The sequence below is a fragment of the Janthinobacterium sp. PSPC3-1 genome, assembly GCF_049896105.1.
Classification (GTDB): Bacteria; Pseudomonadota; Gammaproteobacteria; order Burkholderiales; family Burkholderiaceae_D; genus Janthinobacterium.
Genome location: NZ_JAFCTQ010000018.1, coordinates 77806 through 100682, shown reverse-complemented (window position 1 = coordinate 100682; position 22877 = coordinate 77806). Strand labels below are relative to the sequence as shown.

Below are 22877 nucleotides of genomic sequence, written 5' to 3'. Positions count from 1 at the left end.
TGAGTGGTATCTGACTGGTTGCCGTGCGGGCCGGCCAGATCCCCTCAACTTTTTTACGCTTTTTTCAAGGTGACCCAGAAACGCGTGCGGTAGACGGCGACGATGGCCTGCGTTTGCAGCAGCACGCGCAAGGCCCGTTCCGGATCGCCGAGCTGGAATACGCCGGAAATTGGCAGCTGCGCGATGTCGGCGTCGCACTGCAGCAGGCCGTGGCGGTGGCGCGCCAGTTCCGCCACCAGCCGTCCCAGCGGCATCTCGCGCGCCACGATCACACCGTCCAGCCAGGCGGCCGGATCGTCGTGCCGGTCCTGGTCGCGCCAGATGCGCATGCCATCGGTCAGCAGCGCGTCGCCCGCCCGCGCCAGCACTGGTTCAGCGCTGGCGGCCGTCGCCTGCATCTGCACGGCATCCTGCTGCACGGTCAGGCGCGTCAGCGGCACTGCGCCGTCCTCAAGGCGGCGGACGGTAAAGCGCGTGCCCAGTGCCTGCATGCGGGCCGTGTCCGTATCGACCCGAAATGGGCGGCGCAGCGGATCGATGCCGGTGGTGACGGCGATTTCGCCGCGCAGCAGCGTCAGCAGGCGGCGCGCGCCATCGTATCGCACGTTGACGGCGGTGCCGGCATTGAGATTGAGCAGGCTGCCATCGGGCAGCGTGACGGCCAGGCGCTGGCCGGTGCCGGTGCGGTAGTCGGCGCGGCTGTCGAGCACCAGCCAGGCGCCCGTGCCGGTCACGCCGAAGGCGGCTACCAGCTTGAGCGACTGGCGGCGCTGACGCCGGCGCGCCAGGCTGGCGTCCAGGGTGGCGCGGCTTGCGTCCGGTGGCAGGCCGGAGAGCTGGCCTTGCATGGCGGCGATGCGCTGCCACGCTGTTTCATGGCGGGCATCGGCGTCACGCCATTGCCGCAGCGCTTGCAAGGTGGCTGGCAGCGGGCCATGCAGTTGCAGCCGCACGGCCCAGGCGATGGCTTGCTCGACCGGATCGTCCGGATCTTGCGGCGAGACCTGCCGCATCAGGAAAAATACACGCGGTAGCAGGCGCGCCAGGCGCTGGCCAGGTCGCGCTCCACGGTGGCCAGCGACACATCGAGCCGGGCGGCGATGGCCGGTCCGGCCAGGCCGTCGAGCTGGGCCAGCAAAAATGCCTGGCGCGCGCGCGGCTTGAGGGCGTCGAGCGCCGTGTCCAGCCGCAGCAGCGTTTCGATGATCAGCAGGCGCGCTTCGGGCGACGGCGCCACCTGTTCCGGATGAAAGGCCAGCGCCTGCAGGTAGGCTTGTTCCACGTCGCGGCGCCGGTAATGATCGATCACCAGGCCTTGCGCGATGCGCGTCAGGTAGGCGCGCGGGGTGCGCAGCGCCGCTGGCGGACGGTCGCGGCGCTGCAGCAGGCGCATGAAAGTGTCCTGCGCGACATCGGCCGCGTCGGCACCGCTGCCCAGCTTGTGCCGCAGCCAGCCCTGCAGCCAGCCGTGATGGGCGCTGTACAGGACGGACAGATCGGGCGGCGCGGCAGGGGGCATGGCGGGTCAGGAGTGCAATAATTGAGAATGATTCTCAATTATTGCATTGGCGGCGGGAGCTGGCAAGTGCCGCCGGTGCGCCGCACGGCAGGAAGCGCGCTGTCCAAGAGCGCCGGCATTTGTTATAGTTCCAGCCATCTTTCCCTACGCCCCACGCCATTACCCATGTCCAACACCTTCAGCACGCCCCGCACTTTCGGTACGCCTTTATCTTCCACCGCCATCAAGGTCATGCTGCTCGGTTCCGGCGAACTGGGCAAGGAAGTGATCATTGCCCTGCAGCGCCTGGGGGTGGAGGTGATCGCGGTCGACCGTTATCCGAACGCGCCCGGCCATCCGGTGGCGCACCGCTCGCACGTGATCGACATGAGCGACGGCGTGGCGCTGGCGGCCCTGATCGATCTGGAAAAGCCGGACCTGATCGTGCCCGAAATCGAGGCGATCGCCACCGATACGCTGGCGGCGCTGGAAGCGGCCGGCCAGATCACCTGCATTCCGACCGCGCGCGCGGCCCAGCTGACGATGAACCGTGAAGGCATCCGCCGCCTGGCGGCCGAAGACCTTGGCGTGGCAACGTCACCGTACCGCTTCGCCAGCAGCTTGCAGGAATTGCAGCTGGCCTGCCAGGAAATCGGTTTTCCCTGCGTGGTGAAACCGGTCATGTCGTCGTCGGGCAAGGGCCAGTCAAAGCTGGACAGCGCGGCAGAGGTGGAAACCGCCTGGGCGTATGCGGCCAGCGGCAGCCGGGTCGACACGGGCCGGGTGATCGTCGAAGGCTTTATCGATTTCGACTACGAGATTACCCTGCTGACGGTGCGCGCCATCGGTGCTTCCGGCCAGGTCGAGACGCAGTTTTGCGAGCCGATCGGCCACCTGCAGGTGCAGGGCGACTATGTGGAATCGTGGCAGCCGGCGCGCATGGCGCCGCTGGCGCTTGAACGTTCGCGCGAGATCGCGCGCAAGGTGACCGATGACCTGGGCGGGCTGGGCCTGTTCGGCGTCGAGCTGTTCGTCAAGGACGATATGGTGTGGTTCTCGGAAGTGAGCCCGCGGCCGCACGACACCGGCATGGTGACCATGGCCAGCCAGGTGCAAAGCGAATTCGAACTGCACGCGAAAGCCATCCTGGGCTTGCCCGTCAACGTGGCGCTGCGCTCGCCGGGTGCGTCGGCCGTGATCTATGGCCAGCTGGAAGCGAAGGGCATCGCCTTCGAAGGCGTCGCCGATGCCTTGAGCGTGCCGGGATCGGACTTGCGTTTGTTCGGCAAGCCCGAATCGTTTGCGCGCCGCCGCATGGGCGTGGCGCTGGCCACCGCCGACGATATCGATACCGCGCGCCAGCGCGCCGTGCTGGCCGCCTCGAAAGTCCAACCCGTGGAGAAAAAATGAGCGAAGAAGAGCTCCCCCATGTAGCACCGTCGGAGCACGCGGTGGTCGGCAAGGAGGCCGGCGCGCAGATGCTGGCCACCGCCTGCGCCGCGCGCGACGCCTTTTATGCCAGCCTGGGCGCCATCGACGGCGATGTGCTGGCGCCGCTGGTGAACCCGTCGTTCATGGGCGGGCCGCGCTGGCCGTCGCTGCGCCAGGCCTGGCGCGTGATCCGCCGGCCCGGTTCCATTATTATCGCCAGCGATGGCCTCAGCGACCCGTTCGAGGATGACGACGATATTTTCGAGCCGCGCGGCTACCTGGTGGAGGTGTGCGTCGAGGCGCCCCTGTCCAGTATCGAGGGCGACGATATCGCCGGCTCCTGGCTGTTCGACCTGGTGTATCAATTGAGCCAGAACGTGGCCGATCACGGTTCGATCGACTTGCTGGTCGAGCGCCATGGCAGCGTGTCGATGGCGCTGGACCTGCAAGCGCCGCCCGATGGCCTGGAAGACGAGAATGAACAGGTGGGCGTGCTGATCGACGCCACGGCGCCGACCATTCCCGCTTTCTTCGATACGCCGTATGGCCCGGTGATGATGTTGACGGCCACCGTGCTGCAGCCGGCGGAACTGGCCGATATCGGCGAGGCCGAAAACCGCGCCGGCGCGCGCGCGGCGCTGGCCAGCGCCCTGGCCGCCTCGCCGACCGGGCGCCTCAGCGTGGCTGACCGTCCGCCCGTCATTCTGCCGTAGCGGTTTCCCTGGCCGCGGCCGGCGGCTCCTGCCACTGGCCGGCTTTCTTCAGCTGGTTTTTCAGGCCCTGCAAGGGGAAACCCAGGGCGTAGGCCCTGGCCGCGTGCTCGCGCGCCTGCGCGTACTCCTTGCGCTTGACGTACAGCAGGCCCAGGTTGTACTGCAGGGTGGCGTGTTCGGGCGACCGGCGCGCCGCTTCCTGCAGCTGTTCCAGCGCCGCCGCGTCCTGTTTGGTGGCCAGCAGGTAGTTACCGAACACCATGCGCGCCGTCGTGTCGTGCGGCGCGTAGGCGATCGCGCGCTCGAAATAGCAGCTGACCGTGTAGCGCGCGCCCACCGGCTGCACGCGCTTGTCGCGCTGGCCCAGCTTGGCCATCGCGGCCAGTGCCCGGTGATGGTTGGGGAAGTGCTCCAGGGTGTAGCTGATATCGCCACCCAGGCTGCCCGTCATGCCCTGTTTCAGGCTTTCCACATCGCGCGAAAAATGGTATTGCTCGACCACCGCCAGGCCGGCCCGGTCGTCCGAGCTGGTGTAGTCGCCGCCCGGATCGTGTTTTACATAGGGCGGGCAGCCCGATTGCGCGGCGGCGGGGGCGCAGCACGCCAGGCATGCGCAAAACATCAGCAGGATTTTCATGGTGGACTCCGGTGGGTGACCTGGTCGAGCAGTTCGGCCAGCGCATGGCTGCGCGCCTGCCGCGACTGCAGCAGGATGGCGCCCTGGCTGGCCAGCGGCGCGCGGCCCTGGCGCGCCAGTTCCAGGAAACGCAGCAGCGCGCGCGCGCAATCGCCGCTCGAGGCCAGCTGGCCGATGGTGTCGATGCCGCACAGGCGCAGCTTGGCCGCGCTGTCGCCGGCCAGGTCAGTCAGGGCCAGCACGGGACGGCGGCAGCGCAGGTATTCATACAGCTTGGCGGGAATCTGGCCGTTGCAGTTGGCCGCCTGCAGCAGCAGCAAGCCGTCGGCCGACTGCATTTCGCGCAGCGCCTCCTGGTGCGCCTGCAATGGCGCCAGGGTGACCAGGTCGGCGATGCCGAATTTGTCCAGCAGGCCGGCCAGCCAGGCGTCGTGGCCGGTGGCGCGCAGCAGCAGCTGGAAATTGTGCGCCGCCAGCACGCCGCCCTGGCGCAGCTTGGCCAGGGCGGCGAACAGCGCTTGCGGATCGCGCTCGGACGGGTAGATCACGCCGCTGTGCAGCAGCAGAAAGCGGCTGCGGTGGCTGCCCGCCGCGTGGCTGGCGCTGTCTGCAAATCCGGCCTCGTCGTAGCCGTTCTCGATCAGGCAAAAGCGTTCGGCGTCCACTTGCGCCAGGCGCCGGCGGTGGCTGGCGAGGGCGCCCGGCGTGGTGCAGACGATGGCCGCGCTGCGGGCGGCGATGCGCTGTTCGATCCAGCCATGCAGGCGGTGCAGGCGGGCATTGGCGGGATACGGCGCGGCCGGGTCGCTGTCGTCGATCATCGGGTCGCGCTGGTCGGCGATCCACGGCAACCCCGTGAGCTTGTGCAGGGTCAGGCCGATCAGGTGGGCGGTGGCGATCGGGTAGGTGGACCAGATCGCGTCGGGCCGGTAGCGCCGTATCATGGCCAGCCCGGCGGGCACGGCGCTCAGCCACCAGGAACTCCAGCGGTCGGGCAGGGCCAGGCAGGCGGGATAGCGCCCGCGCAGCGACAGATGGCGCGCCGCATCGAGCGCCGCGCTGCGCCGCACCGTCAGCTGGCCGTCGCTGGTGGCGGCGCTGCTGGTGTGGTCGTAGGCGCGCGGGCTGGCGCTCAGTATCAGCGGCTGCCAGCCCGCTTCGGGCAGGTAGCGCGCGAAACCCTGGGTGCGCAGCACGCCGCTGCCGCCTTGCAGCGGCGGAAAATGATAGGCCACCATCAGCACGCGGCGCGGGCCCGGCTGCACGGTCAGCATGAAGCGATCCAGTCGGCGCACAGGCGTTCGACCCGGGCGCGCGCGGCGGCGCTGGAAAAAGTATGATTGGCGCCAGGCACCTCCTCTTGGCGCCAGTTGCGGCGCTGGCCCAGTTCGCGCCAGGCGCGGTTGTTTGCCAGCAGGGTGGTCCATTCGCGCGCGCCCAGGTCGTCGCCGCTCAGGATCAGCAGCACCTTGCCGCGAAAGCAGCCCAGCGCCTGGAACAGCAGGGCTGCCGGCGCCTGCGCCTCCTGCCGGTCGTCGTGGGTGTCGGCCGCCACCTGGCGCAGCGAGGCCAGGCTGTCTTTCATTTGCACGCCGCCGCCGGCCAGCTTGCGCCAGAAGTCCGCTTGCAGCAGGCGCGGCAAGTAATAGTGGCGCAAGGTGGCGCGCGCCAGGCCTGCCGGGCTGCGCACCCAGGGATTGAGCAGTATCAGGCCGCTGATCCGCGGGTCGCGCGGCGCGTGGCAGGCGGCCGCCGTGGCGCCGTCGCACAAGCCCCATAGCACCACTTCGCGCAGGGCCGGCACGGCGGCGAAAAACTGCGCCAGCGCGGCGGCGATGTCGGCGTCGACCTGGCGGTAGTCGCGCGGTGCCCCTTCGCTGTCGCCCATGCCGCGATAGTCGAAGCGCAGCACGGCGACGCCGCGCGCGGCCAGGAAGCGCGCCAGCAGAACGAACTGGCGGTGGCTGCCGGCGCGGTATTGCGGCCCGCCCGTGACGATCAATACGCCGCGCGGGCCCGGCGCGGGCGGCATTGTCAATATGCCGACCAGGCGCGCATCGGCGTCGTCGGCGCAGCGAAAGCGCAGCGCCAGTTGGTGGACGGTTGCCAGGGTGTCCGTGGTGGACAGTTCAGCGTGCATACCGGGGATCTCCTTCGTCGAGCCAGTCGTGGCAGACACTGGCGGTAGCGTCCAGCAATTGTGGGCACTCGAGCAATTCGGCGCTGTTCCAGAACGGACCGTCGGCAAAGCCGGCGATGTGCAGCGCCACGCCCGCACCGCGCCATTGCTCGGCCAGCCTGGCGGTGGGCGCCGGCAATACCGGGGCGTCGCCGCTCAGGTATTCCAGCCAGTAGACGGGCAGCGGCGGGCGCAAACTGCCGGCCGCCATCGCATCGATGGCCTGCGCCAGTTCGGGCGCCAGCAGGTAGCCGGCCACTTCGACGGCGCGTCCGGCCGCCAGTTCGGCGCGCGCCTGGCCGGGCGCTTCGGCCTGGCCCGCCAGCATGCGGCCGGCCAGGCGCAGGCGCAGGAAGCGATCGATGGCACGCCGGCCGTCCAGCTCCGGCTGCCACAGCAGCAGCCGCTGCAGCGGCACCGGCGGATGCGCGGCCAGTTCCAGCGCCAGCAGGGCGCCCAGGCGCAAGCCCCACACGGTCAAGGGGCCGTCGACCCGTTGCGCCAGCCAGGCGCAGGCCAGGTGCAGGTCGTTGCGCCAGATGCTCCAGCGCGCGTCGCCGAAATCGCCGCTGCTGTCGCCGCAGCCGTACAGGTCGAGCTGCAGCACGCTGTAGCCGGCGGCGGCAAAGGCCCGCGCCTGCATCGCGGCCACATGCCGGCTTTTGTTGAGTTCTTCGGCAAACGGGTGGATGTAGACGATGCCGCCACGCGCAGGCCGGCCCGGCGCTGGCAGGTGCAGCAGGCAGTAGCGCTGGCCGCCGGAGGCCGGCAGGAAGAACGGCAGCAGGCTGGTGGTGGCATTGAGCATCAGCGCAAATCCGCTTGCGCCAGCTTGGCGTCGACAAACGCCTGCAAGGTGCCGACGGTGGCGAAATGGCGGGCGTGGATGTCGTCGTCCTCGATGGTGAAGCCGAAATGGTCTTCCAGCGCGGCGATCACGCCGATCACGGCCATCGAATCGAGTTCCGGCAAGCTGCCCAGCAGCGGCGTATCGTGCGCCAGCGGTTGCGTGCCCAGTCCCAGCGCGGCGCGCAGGATGGCGGTGATGGTATCAAGTGGCGGCATGGCGGCTCCAGGGTAAATGATCAAAGCGGAAACTGGGGAAACTGGCGGGGTGGCGCGACAAATGCAGATAAGGCGGCAGGCTGGCGATCATCCATTGCCAGCGGCCGCAGCGGACAAAAGTGGCCGTGCCCAGGCTGATGGCGCCCAGGCGCGCATGGGCCGCCAGCGAGCCGCGGTTGAAGCGCGAGATACGGCTGCACGACCAACGCACGCCTTGCGCGTGCAGCCGGGCGTTGGCTTCCTCCCACAGGCGGGCGAACACCAGTGCGCCGCGCTGCTCCGGATGCACCCAGACGTCGAGGTCCCACGACAGCTCGGGCGCCAGCACATAGCGCGCGCGCACCTCGTCTTCCTGGCAGGCGCCGCGCAGCAGCCACAGCCAGCCGGCCATGGACGGCGCCGCATCAGTTGCCTGGTGGACGCGCGCTACCAGGCATTGCGCGCCCTGGCGGTAGCGGTCCCGCAGCACCGTCAAAGGCCGCGCGGGGCCGGGCGGCAGCGCGTCTGCCGCCAGGCAGGGGGTGACGGCGATCGCCTTGCCACGGCCCCGGCACAGCGAATCGGGCGCCACTGGCTGTGCCACGAACTGATAGCGGTGCAGCGCGCAGCGTTCGCCGGGCACCGCCTGCAGCAGGCGCGCGCACGCATGCCAGGCGCCGTCAATCCAGCCCAGCTGGCGCAGGCTGGCGGCGATATGGCGAACGAGGTTCAGGAACCAGGCCATGGCGAAATAGGATGGGGCGGCTGGACAGCCAACGTTGTCCATTAGAGCGCAGCGGCGCTGATGAGTCTTGCGCCGCCTCAAGTTGTGCCCCCGCGCCCTGTTAGTTGATAAAAATCAAGAACTGCCCCGGCGTTTGTCCCAATCATAGGGGGATGCATGAAATGCATCATGCGCGCATAGACAAGGGCAGACGATGGCGACACTGATCCATGACTTTATCTTCGAGACGGCCCGCCAGGCGCCCGACGCGCCGGCCTTGAGCTACCAGGGCGTGCCGCTGGCGTATGGCGCGCTGGCGCAAAGCGTGCGCGACTGCGCCGGCGCGCTGCTGCAGCTGGGCTTGCGGCGCGCCGCGCGGGTGGCCGTCTACCTGGAAAAACGCCAGGAAAACGTGATCGCCATGTTTGGCGCGGCGGCCGCCGGCGGCGTGTTCGTGCCCGTCAATCCGCTGCTGAAACCCGAGCAGGTCGCTTATATACTGGGCGACTGCGGCGTGTCCGTGCTGGTCACCTCGCGCGAACGGCTGGCCCAGCTGGCGCCGGTGCTGGCCAGCTGTCCCGGCTTGCGTACGATTATCGTGACCGGCGAGCGCGGCCCGGATACCGCCCTGGGCGGCGTGCAGATCCTGTCCTGGTCGTCGGTGCTGGAGCTGGGCGCCGATCTGCCGGCCAGGTCCCGCGACATGCACGCCATGATCGATCAGGACATGGCGGCGATTTTATATACGTCGGGCAGCACCGGCCGGCCCAAGGGCGTGGTGCTGTCGCACCGCAATATGGTGGCCGGCGCGGTCAGCGTCTCAAGCTACTTGCGCAATACGCCGCAGGACCGGCTGCTGTGCGTGCTTCCGCTCAGCTTTGACTATGGCCTGAGCCAGCTGACCACGGCGTTTGCCAGCGGTGCCTGCGCCGTGCTGATCAATTACCTGCTGCTGCGCGACATTGTCGAAGCGGTGGAGCAGGAGGCGATCACGGGCCTGGCGGCGGTGCCGCCGCTGTGGATACAGCTGTCGCAGCTGAGCTGGCCCTTGTCGACGCCCTTGCGCTATATCACCAATTCGGGCGGCGTGATGCAGCCGGGCACCGTCGACAAGCTGCGCGCGCAGCTGCCGCGCACGCAGATATTCCTGATGTATGGGCTGACGGAAGCGTTCCGCTCCACCTATCTTCCGCCGGAACAGCTGGCCAGCCGCCCCGATTCGATCGGCAAGGCGATTCCGAATGCCGAAGTGCTGGTGCTGCGCGCCGACGGCAGCGTGTGCGACGACGAGGAACCGGGCGAACTGGTGCACCGTGGCGCGCTGGTGGCGCTCGGCTACTGGAACGATGCGGCGCGCACGGCCGAGCGCTTCAAGCCGCTGCCGCCCCAGGCCGATGGGCTGGTGCTGCCCGAACTGGCCGTCTGGTCGGGCGACACGGTGCGCCGCGATGCCGATGGTTTCCTGTATTTCGTCGGCCGCAACGATGAGATGATCAAGACCTCGGGCTACCGGGTCAGCCCGGCCGAGATCGAGGAAGTGGCGTATGCCAGCGGGCTGGTGGGCGAGGCGGCCGCGCTCGGTGTGCCGCATCCCTTGCTGGGTGCGGCCATCGCCCTGCTGGTGACCCCCGCGCCGGGCGTGGAACTGGGGCGCGAGGCGCTGCTGTCGGCCTGCCGCAAGCATTTGCCTGCCTACATGATGCCGCTCTGGATCGATATCCGCGGCGAGGCCTTGCCGCGCAATCCGAACGGCAAGATCGACCGGGCGCTGCTGGCGCGCGAGATTGCCGAGGTGCTTGCCGCCATCCCCGTCAACGCCGGGGAGCGGCCATGAACGCGCGCGGCCTGCCCGTGCATGCGGCCCTGCAACAACTGGCGGCGCGCGATGATGTGCTGCAGTTTGGCGGCTTGTCCCTGACCCGGCTGGCGCAACGTGTGGGGCGCACGCCGTTCTACGCCTACGACCGCGCGCGGATCGCGGCCCGCGTGGCAAGCTTGCGCGCCGCGCTGCCGCCAGGGGTGCACCTGCATTATGCGATGAAGGCCAATCCGATGTCGGCCGTGGTGCAGTGGCTGGCGGGGCTGGTTGACGGCATCGACGTGGCGTCGGGCGGCGAACTGGCCACCGCGCTCGACACCACCATGGCGCCAGGTGCCATCAGCTTTGCCGGCCCCGGCAAAAGCGAAAGCGAGCTGGCGCGGGCCGTGGCGGCCGGCGTGCTGATCAATGTCGAGTCGCGCGCGGAGCTGGAAAAGCTGGCCCTGGCCAGCGACCGGCTGGGCGTGGCGGCGCGGGTCGCCGTGCGGGTCAACCCCGATTTCGCGCTGCGCCGCGCCGGCATGCGCATGGGCGGCGGCGCCCAGCCGTTCGGTGTCGATGCGGCGCTGGTGCCGACCTTGCTGGCGCGCATAGGCCAGCTGCAACTGGATTTCCACGGCTTTCACGTGTTTTCCGGCTCGCAAAACCTGTCGGCCCCGGCCCTGGCGGAAGCCCAGGCGGCCAGCGTCGAGCTGGCGCTGCAATTGGCGCATGACGCACCGTCCGCCTTGCGCGTGCTCAATATCGGCGGCGGCTTCGGCGTGCCGTACTTTCCGGGCGACATGCCGCTGGACCTGGCGCCGCTGGCCGACAACCTGCAGCGCCAACTGGACAAGCTGGCCAGGGCGGCGCCCGGCGCCCGTCTGAATATCGAGCTGGGCCGCTATCTGGTGGCCGAGGCCGGCATCTATGTGTGCGCGGTGATCGAGCGCAAGTTGTCGCATGGCCAGATATTCCTCGTCACCGATGGCGGCTTGCACCATCACCTGGCCGCGTCGGGCAATTTTGGCCAGCTGATCCGCAAGAATTATCCGGTAGCGATCGGCAACCGCCTGCACGGCGGCGAGCGCGAAGTGGTGTCCGTGGTCGGGCCGCTGTGCACGCCGCTGGACTTGCTGGCCGAACAGATGGAAATGGCGCGCGCGGCCGAGGGCGACCTAGTGGTGGTGTTCCAGTCGGGCGCCTATGGCCTGACGGCTAGCCCGACCGCGTTTCTCGGCCATCCCTTGCCGGCCGAGGTGCTCGTATGAGCGGCCTGTGCGGTTGGCTGGGGGACGGGGATGTCTCGGCGATCAGCGCCATGGCGGCACCGCTGTCGCGCCTGGACCAGGCGCCATTGCAGTGGCGTACGGGCGAGAAAGGCACGGTGGCCGTGGCGGCCGGCGACGGTGCCAGCCATCTGTATCAGCAGGATGGCTTGCTGATCGCCCTCTGGGGCCACCCCATGCTCGATGATTCCGCCTTGAATGTGGCGCAGCGGCTGGCGCCTGTCTGGCTGGCGCGCGGCGCGGCCGCCTGCGCGGCCTTGTCCGGCGAATTTGCGCTGGCCGTCGTCGATGGTTTTTCCGGCCAGTTGCTGCTGGCCGTGGATCGCGCCGGCAGTTATCCGCTCAGCCATGTGAGCAATGCGCAGGGCGTGTTCTTTGCCTCCTCGAACGACGCGATGTTGGCCCATCCGGCAGTGCGCGGCGCGCTCGACCCGCAGGCCCTGTATCACTATCTGTTTTTCCATATGGTGCCCGCGCCGGAAACGCCGTGGCTGGGCTGGCAGCGCTTGCTGCCGGGAGAATACCTGCATGTGCGCGCGGGAAAACAGTGCAAGGGAAGTTACTGGTCGCTGGCCTTCCAGGAAAAAACCATGGCCACCTTTGCCAGCCGCCAGCAGGCTTTTTTGCGCATTTTGCGCCTGGCGGTGGAAAGCAGCCTGGGCGATGTGGCGGCCACCACCGGCGCTTTTCTCAGCGGCGGCACCGACAGTTCCACCATCGCCGCCATCGTGCGGCAGGTGACGGGATCGGGCGCGCGCGCCTATTCGATAGGCTTTGACGCGCCCGGCTACGACGAAATGGCGTATGCGCGCCTGGCCGCCAGCCACGCCGGCTGCGTACACCATGAATATTATGTGACGGCGGCCGACGTGCTGGCCGCGATCCCCGCCATGGCGGCCGGGTTCGACCAGCCCTTCGGCAATGCCTCGGCGATCCCCGCCTACTATTGCGCGAAAATGGCGCGCGACGACGGCATGACGCGCATGCTGGGCGGCGATGGCGGTGACGAATTGTTTGGCGGCAACGAGCGCTATGCGCGCCAGGCCTTGCTGTCCAGCTATGAACGCCTGCCGGCCATGCTGCGCCAAGGCATCATCGAACCGCTGCTGTTCCGTGCAGGGTTGACGCGGCCATCGCGGCTGGGGGACAAGGCGCGCAGCTATATCGAGCAAGCCACCATGGCGCTGCCGGCCCGGCTGGAAAGTTATAACTTGCTGCAGCGCTATGGCCATCGCACGGTGCTGGAAGATGCTTTCCTGGAAACCATCGTTCCCGGCATGGCGCTCGATCAGCTGAACAGCGCATATTTGCAGCGGCCGGAACGCCAGCTGAGCCAGATCAATGCCTTGCTGGCTCTCGACATGCGCTTCACCCTGGCCGACAACGACTTGCCCAAGGTGCGCAAGGCTTGCGAACTGGCCGGCGTGGAGGCGGCGTTTCCCTTCCTGCACGACGCGATGGTGGCGTTTGCCGCCAGCCTGCCGCCCGGCGACAAGCTCAGGGGCATGCGGCTGCGGCCGTTTTTCAAGCAGGCGCTGGCCGATATTTTGCCCCGGGCCATCTTGCGCAAGAAAAAGCACGGTTTTGGCCTGCCGTTCGGTTTGTGGCTGCAAAGCCATGCACCGCTGCGTGAGTTTGCTTTCGACAACCTGGCCCAGCTGCGCCTGCGGGGCATCGTGCGGCCCGGCTTTATCGACGATCTCCAAGGCCGCCTGCTGCTGGAGCATCCCGCGTATCACGGCACCATGGTGTGGATACTGATGATGCTGGAACAATGGCTCAGCGCGCATGCACTGGGCTTTGCCGCCGGTTCTGGCGCAGCCGCCATAAAAATGCCAGGCGTCCTCGATCCCACGGCGTAAAACGGGGCAGCTGGAACAGATCCAGCCCGGCGCCCGGCCGCGCCACGCCCCAGTCGGTGGCCAGCGCGGCGGTAAAGCCCAGGCTCTTGACGATCTCGACATGGGCCGGCCCGTAATCGCGGCCGGCCTTGCCGTTCGGATAGGCAAACAGGGTCATGGGCGCTTGCAGCAGCTGTTCCAGCTCGCGCTTGCCGTTGGCGATATCGTTGCGCGCCGCGCGGTCGGACATGGCGGCCAGGATGGGGTGGCTGACCGTATGCGCGCCGATGCCCATGCCGGCCGTGTGCAGCCACTGCAGCTGGGCAGTAGTCAGCATCGCAGGGGCCATGGTGCGCGTGGCCCCCCCCGCGCGCCGGCGCAGTTCGACGGCCAGGCGCTGGCGCTGTTCGAACGGCAGGTATTTCAGGTGCGCCAGCACATGCTCGATGGCGGCGCGGCGCTGGGCCAGGCTGGCCAGTGGCAGGCAGTCCAGCCCCAGGTCGCGCAAATCCAGGGAGGCGCCCGGCGCCTGGCGCACGGCGTCGATCACGCGGTCGTTCCACATCTGCCCGCCATTCAAATAGCCGGTGGAGATAAAAAAAGTGGCGTGCAAGCCGTATTGCCGCAGCAGGGGCAGCGCGTGTTCGGCATTGTCGGCATAGCCATCGTCGAAGGTAATGCAGGCCGCGCGAGGCGGCAGGCTGCCGTCCTGCAGGCGCTGCACGGCCACAGGCAAGGGCAGCACCGTATAAAAGCGCTTGAGCAGGCGCAACTGGCGCTCGAACAGGGCGCGGTCGACTTCGCCGGGGAACAGCGGGTCGGGCCGGGCCAGCACCCGGTGGTAGATCAGGATCGACAGCTCGGTCCCGCTCATGGCTGGCCCGCCATGCCGGACTCGGCCGCTGCCGGCCCCTTGCGCAGCGGCACCAAACGCTGCGCTTTCACGTGCTGCTCGACCAGGATGCGGGTGGCGATCAGCACCGCCATCAAATAATAGGGCATGTCGAAATACAGCAGGCTGAGGAAAGCGCCGCCGACGGCAAAACCCACCATGCTGGCCTGGCACATGGTGGCCAGGCCCAGCGCCCAGGCCAGCTCGGCCTTGCCGCGCGACTGCCGGATAATGGCGGCCGCCGTGCGCCAGGTGGCGCAGCCCAGCGCCAGGTAGAGCGCCAGGCCGACGAAGCCATGTTCGCCGAGGGCCTGGAAATAAATGCTGTGCGCCGCGTGCACGGCCTGCGGATCGGGCGCATAGCGGGCAAAGATGCCCGCATCGGACACTTCGAAGCCGCCGCCCAGGAAACGGTCGCGTGCCAGGTTGTACGCCATCTGCCAGGCATTCAGGCGGCCCTGGGCCGAACTGTCTTCCTGGAAGGTATTGATGGTATCCATGCGCTCGGCCCAGCGCTCGGGCATGAAAGCGAGCAGCAGCGGCCCCAGCAAGCACAGCAGCGCGCCCAGCGCCACTTTCTTGCCGCTCTTGATCCACATGAACAGACACATGGCGGCGATCGCCAGCAGGCCGCCGCGCGAATACGAGCCCAGCGCGGCCAGGGCGCTCAGCACCATCGCGGCCGTCAGTCCATGGCGTACCCAGCGCTTATCGCTATTTTGCTGCAGGTAATACATCAACGGTATCGTGATGATCAGCGCCAGGGCCAGCGCATTGTTGTCGCCGATAAAAGTCGCTTCCGGCCCCCAGACCCGTTCCGTGCCGCCGCTGCGGATGGTGAAGATGCCGCCCTTGACGCCATAAAAGCCGATCGAGCCGACCAGTACCCACACCAGCCGGATGATATCGGTGCGGGTGCGTATCAGCATCATCACCACAAAGCTCATCAGCATGATCTTCATGACCTTGTTCCACTGCACCCAGGATGGCCCCGGCAGCAGCGCAAACGGGGTCGTCACGTTCATCCACAGCACGAACAGCAGCAGCAATACGCTGACGGGCGTCATCGGCAGGCCCTTGGGCGTGCGCGACAGCAACATGCCGAACATGGTGACGACGGCGATGATCATGGCGAACGGCAGCTGGGTGGCAAAGCCCCAGCCTTGCGTATGCGGGTTCATCACGCTGACCCAGACCCACATCAGGGCGCCAGTGGCGGGCACCTTGACGATGAAGGGGAGCGAGCCGAACACGATAAGGGTAATCAGTATGTCGCGCATGGAGAGAGGGTTCCTGGCTGGCGGTGTCGCCTAGTGTTATCGCATCGCAGGCGCCTGGCATTGACCCCTGTCAACGGCTGGGGAAATTCGCTCAGTACACTGCTCGGTAACCTTGCCTTCCCCCAAACACAGGAGACGCGCGCTTGTTGACCGTACTGATGGCGACCTACAACGGCGCCGCCACCTTGCCTGAAGTACTGCGGGCGTACACGGCGCTGGCCAGGCCCGCCGGCGGCTGGCGCCTGGTGATTGCCGACAATGGCAGCAGCGACGCGACCGCCGAGGTGATCGCCGCTTTCCAGGGGCGCTTGCCGCTGAGCACTTTGCACGTGGCGCGGCGCGGCAAGAATGCGGCATTGAACGCCGCGCTGGAACTGGTCTTGCGCCAGAGCGGTGACGGCCAGGATTTGCTGGTGTTCACCGACGACGATGCGATTCCCCAGGTGGACTGGCTGCGGCGACTGCAGCAATGCGCCGCGCGCCAGCCCGGCCATGCGCTGTTTGGCGGCGCCATCGTGCCCGCCTGGCGTCTCCCTCCCGCGCCATGGCTGCACGCTCGCACGCCAGCGGGCCTGACCTGGGGCCTGACCGAACCCGGCTTGCCGGACGGCCCCATTTATCCGGGGCTGGTGTGGGGCGCAAACATGGCGGTGCGGCGGCGCATCTTTGCCGACGGCCTGCGTTTTGACGACAGTATCGGCCCGAATGGCGCCAGCTATGCCATGGGCGGCGAAGTCAATTTCAACCTGCGCCTGGCGCAAGCGGGCCACCTGGCCTGGTTTTGCCCGCAAGCATGTGTGGCCCATATCATTCGCGCCCATCAGGTGGCGGTGCCGTGGGTGCTGCGCCGGGCCTGGCTGCATGGACGGGGGCGCTTCCGCCAGCAAACAGACAGCACCGTGCCGCGCTGGATGCTGGGGCGTTTCATGCGCGATAGTATCGGATGGCTGGGCGCCTGGCTGCGGCGCGACCGTGAAGACATGTTCGTGCGGCGCTGGGAGCTGGCCAATATCGCCGGCTATTGCCAGGAGGCGTGGCAAAACAGGGTGCGACGCCCCGCGCGCATCCTGATCACCAGTTACTCGGGCGAGTTGGGCGGCATGGAGCTGCGCATGGCGCAGGAGGCGCGCATGCTCGACGGCGCCGGCTATCACAGCCTGCTGGCGCTGCGGCGTTTTGCCGGCTTCGACCGGTGGGCGCAAGGCTTGCGGGGCCAGCAGGTGCGCATCAGCGTGTACCAGCCGCCGCTGTTCATCGAGCACTGGCCATGGCGCAGGCTCAATTTGCTGCGCGCGCGGCTGACGGGCGCCTGGCGGCTGCGGCGCTACCGGGCCGACCTGGTCCATGTGGCGTTTTGCTGGACCGCCTATGGCGCCTCGATTCTGTGGCAGGCCAGCCGCTGCCGGCTGCCGGCCGTGGTCAGCGTGCACAATGCGTTTCCGCTGGAGCCGTTCAGCGCCTGGCAGCGGCCGCTGCTGGCCACGGCCATGCAGTGCGTCAAGGGCGTGTATGCCGTCTCGCCATCGGCCTTGCAACATTTCATGGACCTGTACCGCGACATGCTGGCGCCTGGCACGCGCCTGGCCGTGATACCGAACGGCGTCGATACCGATCTGTTTACCATGTCAGGCGAGCGGCGGCGGCTGGCGCGAGAACAGCTGGGCCTGCCGCAGGACGCACTGGTGCTCGGTTCGGTGGCCAGGCTGTCGCCGCAAAAACGGCCCGAGGCGCTGCTGGCCATGTTTCTGCGCCTGCGGCCACGCTTTCCCCATCTTTATCTGGTGCTGGCCGGCACCGGCCCGCTGGAAGCGGTGCTGCGGCTGCAGGTGCAGGCGGCCGGGGCCGATGGGCAAGTGATCTTTACCGGCTACCAGGCCCGCATCGAGCTGCTGATGCCGGCCTTCGACCTGCATCTGCTGCTCAGCCGCAACGAAGGCTTTGGCATCGCCACCATCGAGGCGATGGCCTGCGGCGTGCCGGCCGTGGGAACGGATGTGCCCGGCACCCACGATATCCTGCACGATTGTGCCGGTGGCCTGCTGCTGCCGCTGGCCGACGAGCTGGCAGCCTGCGAGGCGGTGGCCAGCCTGCTGCGGGACGCGCCCCGGCGCGCGCAAATGGCGCTGGCGGCCCGCCGCGAAGCCGAAGAGCGCTATTCGATGCCGCGCCTGGAACGGCAATTGCGCCAGTTCTATGCCGGCCTGGTCTGACCGGCGCCCCGGATGAACGCCACCCGCCATTCGCTGCTGTTTTCCTTTGCCGAAAAATACACGGTGCTGCTGCTGGGCATGGTCGCCACCATGATCTTGTCGCGCCTGCTGACGCCGGCCGAAGTGGGCGTGTATTCGCTGGGCGCGGTGCTGGTGGCGCTGGCCCAGGTGGTGCGCGACTTTGGCGTCGGCCAATACCTGATCCAGGAAAAGCAGCTCGACATGGTCAAGCTGCGCGCGGCGCTGGCCACCAGCCTGCTCGTCGCCTGGCTGCTGGCGCTGCTGGTGCTGGCCGCCAGCGGGCCACTCGCCGGTTTTTACCAGGAACCACGGCTGCGGCTGGTGCTGCAATTGCTGTCCATTAATTTTGTCCTGATCCCGTTCAGTGCGCTGACCATGCCCATCTTGCGCCGGCAGCTGCGCTTTCGCGCCATCTATGCCATCAATGCGGCCAACAGCGTGACGAATCTGCTGGTGGCGGTCGGCCTGGCGCTGCTGGGCTACAGCTACATGAGCCTGGTGTGGGCGGCGCTGGCCGGCAGCCTGGCCTCCCTGCTGGCGAGCCTGCTGCTGCGCCCGCGTGAACTGCCGTGGCTGCCGGGCCGGCAAGGCATGCGCACAGTGGCGGCGTTTGGCGCGTATTCGACCGGAGGCGGACTGATCGATGAAGCCAGCGTGGCGGCGCCGGACCTGATTATCGGCAAGCTGATCGATATCGAAAGCCTGGCCCTGTTCGGCAAGGCGCAAAGCGTGCTCAATATGTTCAACCAGCTCATTACCAGCGCCATCTCGCCGGTGGTGTTTCCCCTGTTCGCCGCCAACGAGCGCGCGGGCGGGCAGGGCGGGGCGGGGCCGGCCTATCTGCGCACGGTCAGCTATATGACGGCCTTGAGCTGGCCGTTTTTCTTCTTTCTTGCATGCATGGCTTTGCCCTTGGTCAAATTGCTGTACGGACAGCAGTGGATCGCCTGTGTGCCCTTGATACGCATCATGTGTCTGTCATCGGCCGTGTATAGCATGTTCAGCATGGCACGCTACCTGCTGGTGGCAACCGGCAAGATGCGGATGCAAGTCGGTATCGACGCCTGGTCCGGCGTGCTGAAGGTGGCGCTGGTGCTGGCGGCGGCGCCGTTCGGCCTGGTGGCGTTGGCCTGGGCGGTGGTGCTGGCGCTGCTGTTGCGAAGCGCGCTCAGCTACCGTTCGCTGCGCGCGGCCTGCAATCTCGATTGGCGCTTGCTGCTGCGCACGGTCAGCAAAAGCCTGCTGCTGTGTGGCTGCACCGCGCCAGCGCCGCTGCTGGTGGCGCTGTGGCTGCCCGATGACCTGCCGCACGCCATGCCCTTGCTGGCGCTGCTGGCAACCGGTCTGGCCAGCCTGCTGTGCTGGATCGCCGGCATTTTTCTGTTGAAACATGAACTCGCTGCCGAATTTTTGCTGCTGCAGCGCAAGCTGGCCGGCAAGCTGCTGGCGGCCAGGACACCGCCTTGAAGGAATACCATGCGAGTTGGCATCCTGTCTTATCCCATGCTGTTCCAGCGCGACGGCGGCCTGCAGATACAGGTGCGGGAAACCGTTGCCGCCCTGAACCGCCTGGCACCGTGCGCCGGGCGGCCATTGCAGGTGCGGCTGGTCGATGCCAATCACGACCGGCTGGCCGATTACGATCTGATCCATGTGTTTTCCGCAATCAATGGCAATTTTCGCATCGTCGAAATGGCAAGCGAGCTGGGCCTGCCGGTGGTGTTGTCGCCGCTGCTGTCGCCGGGCTGGAACCGCGCCACCGCCCGCCGCGCCGAGCTGGCGGACCGGCTGGCCGGCCGTTTGACGGACTGGATGGTGCAAACCAGCTACGCCCAGACCAAGCGCGCGCTGCAACTGGCCAGCCTGGTGATTGCCTTGGGCGAGGCCGAGCGCGATGCCATCACGCAGGGATTCGGCGTCGTTCCGGAGAAAATCCGCGTGTTTCCGAATGGCGTCAATCCGCATTTTTTTACAGCCAATGGCGACCTGTTCCGGCGAGAGACGGGCATCGCCGGCCCCTTCGTGCTGATGGTGGCCAGCATCTCTTCGTATAAAAACCAGCTGGGCCTGGCGCTGGCGCTGGCCGGCAGTGCGCTGCCGGTGGTGCTGATCGGCGCCGCGCCGCGCCACGAATTGCCGTATCTGCAGCAACTGCTGGCCTTGCCGCACGTCAGCTGGCTGGGCAGCCTGGAGCACGCCGATCCGCTGCTGGCCAGCGCCTACCATGCGGCCGCCGTGGTAGCCTTGCCCAGCCAGGGCGAAGTGCTGCCTTTGTGCGTGCTCGAAGCGCTGGCGGCCGGCACGCCGGTGGTGATGACGGCGCAAAGCGCGCTTGAGCTGCCCGATTCCACGTTTGCGCTGCGCAAGGTGCGCTGGGACGATGGCGCCGCCCAGCGCCTGGTCATCGAACAGCTGGTGGCCGAGCAACCGGAGCGCGCCAGGGTGCAGGCGCTGGTCAGCCAGTTCAGCTGGGACAGGGTGGCGGCGCAGATCGCCGACTGCTATCACGGTCATGTCCAGTTGCATGACGCCAGCCAGCCGGCCAGGAGGCACCATGCTGTTTAATTCCTTCGGCTTCCTGTTTTTTTACCTGCCCATCGTGCTGGCAGGCTATTTTTTGCTGGGAAGGTCGGGTCGGCCGCTGTTGCCCGCCGCCTGGCTGGCTGCCGCTTCGCTGTTTTTCTACGGCTACTGGGATGTGCGCTATCTGCCGCTGCTGCTGGGCTCGATCACCGTCAACTACCTGGGCGGGCGCTTGATCGGCGCTTGCACGGGGCCGGCCAGGAAGCGCACGCTGGTGGTGGCGCTGGCGGCCAATCTGTGCTTGCTGGCCTGGTATAAATACGCCAATTTTTTTGTCGACAGCGTCAATAGCCTGGCGCACGCCGCTGGCGCTGATGGCCTGCCGCCGCTCGATATCATCCTGCCGATCGGCATCTCTTTCTTTACCTTTACCCAGATCTCCTTCCTCGTCGATTGCTACCGGGGCGAGGTGCGCGAGTACCGCTTTATCCACTATGTGCTGTTCGTCAGCTATTTTCCACACCTGATTGCCGGGCCGGTGCTGCATCACCGCGAAATGATGCCGCAATTCGCCGATGCGGCCAATACGCGCCCGCATGCCAGTCACTTTGCCATCGGCCTGTCGATTTTCGTGGTCGGACTGGCCAAGAAAGTGCTGATTGCCGACAACCTGTCACCACTGGCAATCCCCGTGTTTGCGGCCGGCGCTCAGCCGACCCTGCTGGAAGCGTGGATCGGCGTGCTGGCGTATACCTTCCAGCTGTATTTTGATTTTTCAGGCTATTCGGACATGGCGATCGGCCTGTCGCGCCTGTTCGGCGTCAAGCTGCCGCTCAATTTCAACTCGCCCTATCAAGCTGTCAATATCGCCGAGTTCTGGCGCCGCTGGCACATGACCTTGTCTCGCTTCCTGCGCGACTACCTGTATATCGCGCTGGGCGGCAGCCGGCGCGGGCAGGCCATGCGCTATCGCAACCTGATGCTGACCATGCTGCTCGGCGGCTTGTGGCATGGCGCCGGCTGGACCTTTGTTATCTGGGGTGGCCTGCACGGGCTGTACCTGGTGGTGCAGCAAGCCTGGCAGCAACGGTTCGGCGTGTCGGCCAGCCGGTGGTGGCCGCCGCTGCTGACGTTTTTTGCCGTGATGCTGGCCTGGATCTTCTTTCGCGCGCCCGACGTGGCCACCGCCTGGGACATCGCCGGCGCCCTGTTCGGCGCGAATGGCGTCAGCCTGCCGCGCGGCCTGGAAACGGTTGCCTCGCCGCTGGCGCACTGGGGCTGGCAGCCGGCCTTTGACGGTATTCGCTGGATACAGCTGGAAGGGCCGGGCCTGCCGGTGTTGCTGTTGGCCATGCTGCTGGCTTTCAAGGCGCCAAATACGCAGGAAATATTTGTTTATTACGAGCCATGTATTGAAAAAGTATTTCAAGACGGACAGTTGGGCCGCCGGGCCTGGCACTGGCGGCCCACGCGCCGCTGGAGCCTGGGGTTTGCGGCGCTGTTTGTCGCCTGCATCTTCGGCATGAACCGCGTCACCGAATTTCTCTACTTTCAATTCTGACCATGGATACTTCGGATACCCTGTCTTCACGCCGCTATGTCGGCCTGTTCTGCGGCTGTGCCGCCGGCGCGCTGTTGCTCGTTTCCATTGTGAATTATCAGGTCGACCCCTATCTGCTGCACCAATGGGACAGCCCGCTGCTGCAGCGGCTGCAGCCGACGCGCGAAAAGCTCAGCGTGTGGGGCAAGACCTATGCCGTGGCGCGCTACCGGCCGGCCGTCGTGTATATCGGCAATTCGCGCACGGAAATGGGCTTGCCGGCCGGCGTGCGCGCGCTGTTCGACGGCAAGACCGTCTTCAACAGCGCCGTCTCGGGCGCGTCGATCGGCGACGCCATGCTGCTGGCCCGGCACGCGGCACGGGTCAGCCATGTCGACACCATGGTGTGGGGCATCGATGCGCCCTCGTTTTCGATGGAGCAGGGCTCGGCCGGCATCGAGCCGGGCCTGACGGACGAGGGACCCGCCTTTTTCGCGCGGCGCGCCCTGCTCAACGTCAAGCGCGGCCTGACGGTCGACATGACGCAAGACAGCTTGCGCCTGCTGCAAGGCAATTTCGGCAGCGTGTGCCTGTCCAGCCTGGCCCTGCATGGTCAGCGCGACCACCGCTGCTTCAGCGATCGCATCAAGGGCTGGGGCGGCACGGCGCCGGCCATGGTGCCGCGCCTGCAGGAATTCGGCGACGGCGCCGGCCCCACGCCAGACGCGCTGCAAGCGTTCGACGCCACGGTCGGCAAGCTGTGCCGCGACGGCACGCGCTTGCGCCTGTATGTCAATCCCACCCATGCGATGACGATGGACGTGCTGTACTGGCGCGGCAAGTGGCCGGCCATGGAGCAGTGGCAAGGCGATATCACCAGGCTGGCCGAACGCCACCGGGCCCAGGGCTGCGACCTGCGCTTGGTCGACTTTTCAGGCTTTAACAGCATTACCAGCGAAGCCATACCGCAATTTGGCGGCAGGCGCGAAATGCGCTATTACTGGGAAGCATCGCACTACCGCGACAATGTGGGCCGCATGATATTGTCGCGCCTGTTCGGTGGCGATGGCGGCACCGTGCCCGACGACTTCGGCATCGAATTGCGCAGCGACAACCTGGCCGCGCACCAGGCCGCCATGCGCGCCGCGCGTGACCGCTTCCACCAGGACCATCCGCAGGAAACCGCCTTCGTGCGCAAGCTGATCACCTTGCCGCGGGTACGGCAGTGATCTTTTTACAATAATTTCTTTGCAATCG

20 protein-coding genes are annotated in these 22877 nt (G+C 67.2%); 10 read left to right on the top strand and 10 right to left on the bottom strand.

Annotated features, from left to right (window positions below):
* Nucleotides 1-53: 53 nt before the first annotated feature.
* Together ACP7B7_RS18890 and ACP7B7_RS18885 are read right to left on the bottom strand one after the other, a co-directional pair.
* Entirely contained in the window at nt 54-1013 is a 960-nt protein-coding gene (locus ACP7B7_RS18890; RefSeq protein ID WP_426077680.1) for a FecR domain-containing protein, read from the bottom strand.
* Nucleotides 1013-1519: a sigma-70 family RNA polymerase sigma factor gene (locus ACP7B7_RS18885; RefSeq protein ID WP_426077679.1), complete on the bottom strand. Its 507-nt coding sequence runs from the start codon at nt 1517-1519 to the stop codon at nt 1013-1015. The genes ACP7B7_RS18890 and ACP7B7_RS18885 overlap by 1 nt, the downstream gene beginning before the upstream one ends.
* A 165-nt stretch (nt 1520-1684) precedes the next feature.
* Here ACP7B7_RS18885 and purT point away from each other — a divergent pair, with 165 nt between their 5' ends.
* Together purT and ACP7B7_RS18875 are read left to right on the top strand one after the other, a co-directional pair.
* On the top strand, nt 1685-2908 hold the full coding sequence (gene purT / locus ACP7B7_RS18880) for a formate-dependent phosphoribosylglycinamide formyltransferase (RefSeq protein WP_426077678.1): 1224 nt from the start codon (nt 1685-1687) through the stop codon (nt 2906-2908).
* Nucleotides 2905-3642 (top strand): hypothetical protein, encoded by a 738-nt coding sequence (locus ACP7B7_RS18875; protein ID WP_426077677.1) that lies wholly within the window; start codon nt 2905-2907, stop codon nt 3640-3642. Before purT ends, ACP7B7_RS18875 begins: the two co-directional genes overlap by 4 nt.
* Here the strand turns inward: ACP7B7_RS18875 and ACP7B7_RS18870 are convergent.
* Genes ACP7B7_RS18870 through ACP7B7_RS18845 form a run of 6 tightly spaced genes read right to left on the bottom strand, consistent with a single transcriptional unit; the run spans nt 3629 to nt 8247 of the window.
* The gene (locus ACP7B7_RS18870) at nt 3629-4279 is read right to left on the bottom strand and encodes an ABC transporter permease (protein WP_426077676.1); all 651 of its coding nucleotides are present in this window, start codon (nt 4277-4279) and stop codon (nt 3629-3631) included. The two genes, ACP7B7_RS18875 and ACP7B7_RS18870, sit on opposite strands and share 14 nt — an antisense overlap.
* Nucleotides 4276-5553, bottom strand: a complete 1278-nt coding sequence (locus ACP7B7_RS18865; protein ID WP_426077674.1) for a glycosyltransferase — start codon at nt 5551-5553, stop codon at nt 4276-4278. Before ACP7B7_RS18865 ends, ACP7B7_RS18870 begins: the two co-directional genes overlap by 4 nt.
* A complete protein-coding gene (locus ACP7B7_RS18860) occupies nt 5547-6419 on the bottom strand; it encodes a hydrolase 1, exosortase A system-associated (RefSeq protein ID WP_426077673.1) in 873 nt (290 codons plus the stop codon). Before ACP7B7_RS18860 ends, ACP7B7_RS18865 begins: the two co-directional genes overlap by 7 nt.
* Nucleotides 6409-7266, bottom strand: a complete 858-nt coding sequence (locus ACP7B7_RS18855; protein WP_426077672.1) for a hydrolase 2, exosortase A system-associated — start codon at nt 7264-7266, stop codon at nt 6409-6411. The genes ACP7B7_RS18860 and ACP7B7_RS18855 overlap by 11 nt, the downstream gene beginning before the upstream one ends.
* Nucleotides 7266-7523, bottom strand: a complete 258-nt coding sequence (locus ACP7B7_RS18850; RefSeq protein WP_308921073.1) for an acyl carrier protein — start codon at nt 7521-7523, stop codon at nt 7266-7268. Before ACP7B7_RS18850 ends, ACP7B7_RS18855 begins: the two co-directional genes overlap by 1 nt.
* Nucleotides 7510-8247, bottom strand: coding sequence for a hypothetical protein (locus ACP7B7_RS18845; protein ID WP_426077671.1), 738 nt, complete (start codon nt 8245-8247; stop codon nt 7510-7512). Before ACP7B7_RS18845 ends, ACP7B7_RS18850 begins: the two co-directional genes overlap by 14 nt.
* Nucleotides 8248-8440: 193 nt before the next feature.
* Here ACP7B7_RS18845 and ACP7B7_RS18840 point away from each other — a divergent pair, with 193 nt between their 5' ends.
* The 3 genes from ACP7B7_RS18840 to ACP7B7_RS18830 are packed head-to-tail and all read left to right on the top strand — an operon-like array spanning nt 8441 to nt 13175.
* The gene (locus ACP7B7_RS18840) at nt 8441-10060 is read left to right on the top strand and encodes an acyl-CoA ligase (AMP-forming), exosortase A system-associated (protein WP_426077670.1); all 1620 of its coding nucleotides are present in this window, start codon (nt 8441-8443) and stop codon (nt 10058-10060) included.
* Nucleotides 10057-11295, top strand: coding sequence for a pyridoxal-dependent decarboxylase, exosortase A system-associated (locus ACP7B7_RS18835; protein ID WP_308921076.1), 1239 nt, complete (start codon nt 10057-10059; stop codon nt 11293-11295). Before ACP7B7_RS18840 ends, ACP7B7_RS18835 begins: the two co-directional genes overlap by 4 nt.
* The gene (locus ACP7B7_RS18830) at nt 11292-13175 is read left to right on the top strand and encodes an asparagine synthetase B family protein (RefSeq protein ID WP_308921077.1); all 1884 of its coding nucleotides are present in this window, start codon (nt 11292-11294) and stop codon (nt 13173-13175) included. Before ACP7B7_RS18835 ends, ACP7B7_RS18830 begins: the two co-directional genes overlap by 4 nt.
* Here ACP7B7_RS18830 and ACP7B7_RS18825 read toward each other — a convergent pair.
* Both ACP7B7_RS18825 and ACP7B7_RS18820 read right to left on the bottom strand, forming a co-directional pair.
* Nucleotides 13093-14028, bottom strand: coding sequence for a polysaccharide deacetylase family protein (locus tag ACP7B7_RS18825; RefSeq protein ID WP_426077669.1), 936 nt, complete (start codon nt 14026-14028; stop codon nt 13093-13095). The two genes, ACP7B7_RS18830 and ACP7B7_RS18825, sit on opposite strands and share 83 nt — an antisense overlap.
* Nucleotides 14025-15326: a putative O-glycosylation ligase, exosortase A system-associated gene (locus ACP7B7_RS18820; RefSeq protein ID WP_308921079.1), complete on the bottom strand. Its 1302-nt coding sequence runs from the start codon at nt 15324-15326 to the stop codon at nt 14025-14027. Before ACP7B7_RS18820 ends, ACP7B7_RS18825 begins: the two co-directional genes overlap by 4 nt.
* 143 nt (nt 15327-15469) lie before the next feature.
* Between ACP7B7_RS18820 and ACP7B7_RS18815 the strand changes: the two genes are divergently transcribed.
* The 5 genes from ACP7B7_RS18815 to ACP7B7_RS18795 are packed head-to-tail and all read left to right on the top strand — an operon-like array spanning nt 15470 to nt 22849.
* Nucleotides 15470-17536: a glycosyltransferase gene (locus tag ACP7B7_RS18815; RefSeq protein WP_426077668.1), complete on the top strand. Its 2067-nt coding sequence runs from the start codon at nt 15470-15472 to the stop codon at nt 17534-17536.
* 12 nt (nt 17537-17548) lie between these two features.
* Nucleotides 17549-19024 (top strand): oligosaccharide flippase family protein, encoded by a 1476-nt coding sequence (locus ACP7B7_RS18810; RefSeq protein WP_426077667.1) that lies wholly within the window; start codon nt 17549-17551, stop codon nt 19022-19024.
* Between the two features lie 9 nt (nt 19025-19033).
* Nucleotides 19034-20122, top strand: coding sequence for a glycosyltransferase family 4 protein (locus ACP7B7_RS18805; protein ID WP_426077666.1), 1089 nt, complete (start codon nt 19034-19036; stop codon nt 20120-20122).
* Nucleotides 20112-21641, top strand: coding sequence for an MBOAT family O-acyltransferase (locus tag ACP7B7_RS18800; protein ID WP_426077665.1), 1530 nt, complete (start codon nt 20112-20114; stop codon nt 21639-21641). The genes ACP7B7_RS18805 and ACP7B7_RS18800 overlap by 11 nt, the downstream gene beginning before the upstream one ends.
* Nucleotides 21642-21643: 2 nt before the next feature.
* Nucleotides 21644-22849 carry a hypothetical protein gene (locus ACP7B7_RS18795; RefSeq protein ID WP_426077664.1) on the top strand — a complete coding sequence of 402 codons (1206 nt, stop codon included), beginning with the start codon at nt 21644-21646 and terminating at the stop codon, nt 22847-22849.
* Nucleotides 22850-22877: the final 28 nt, after the last annotated feature.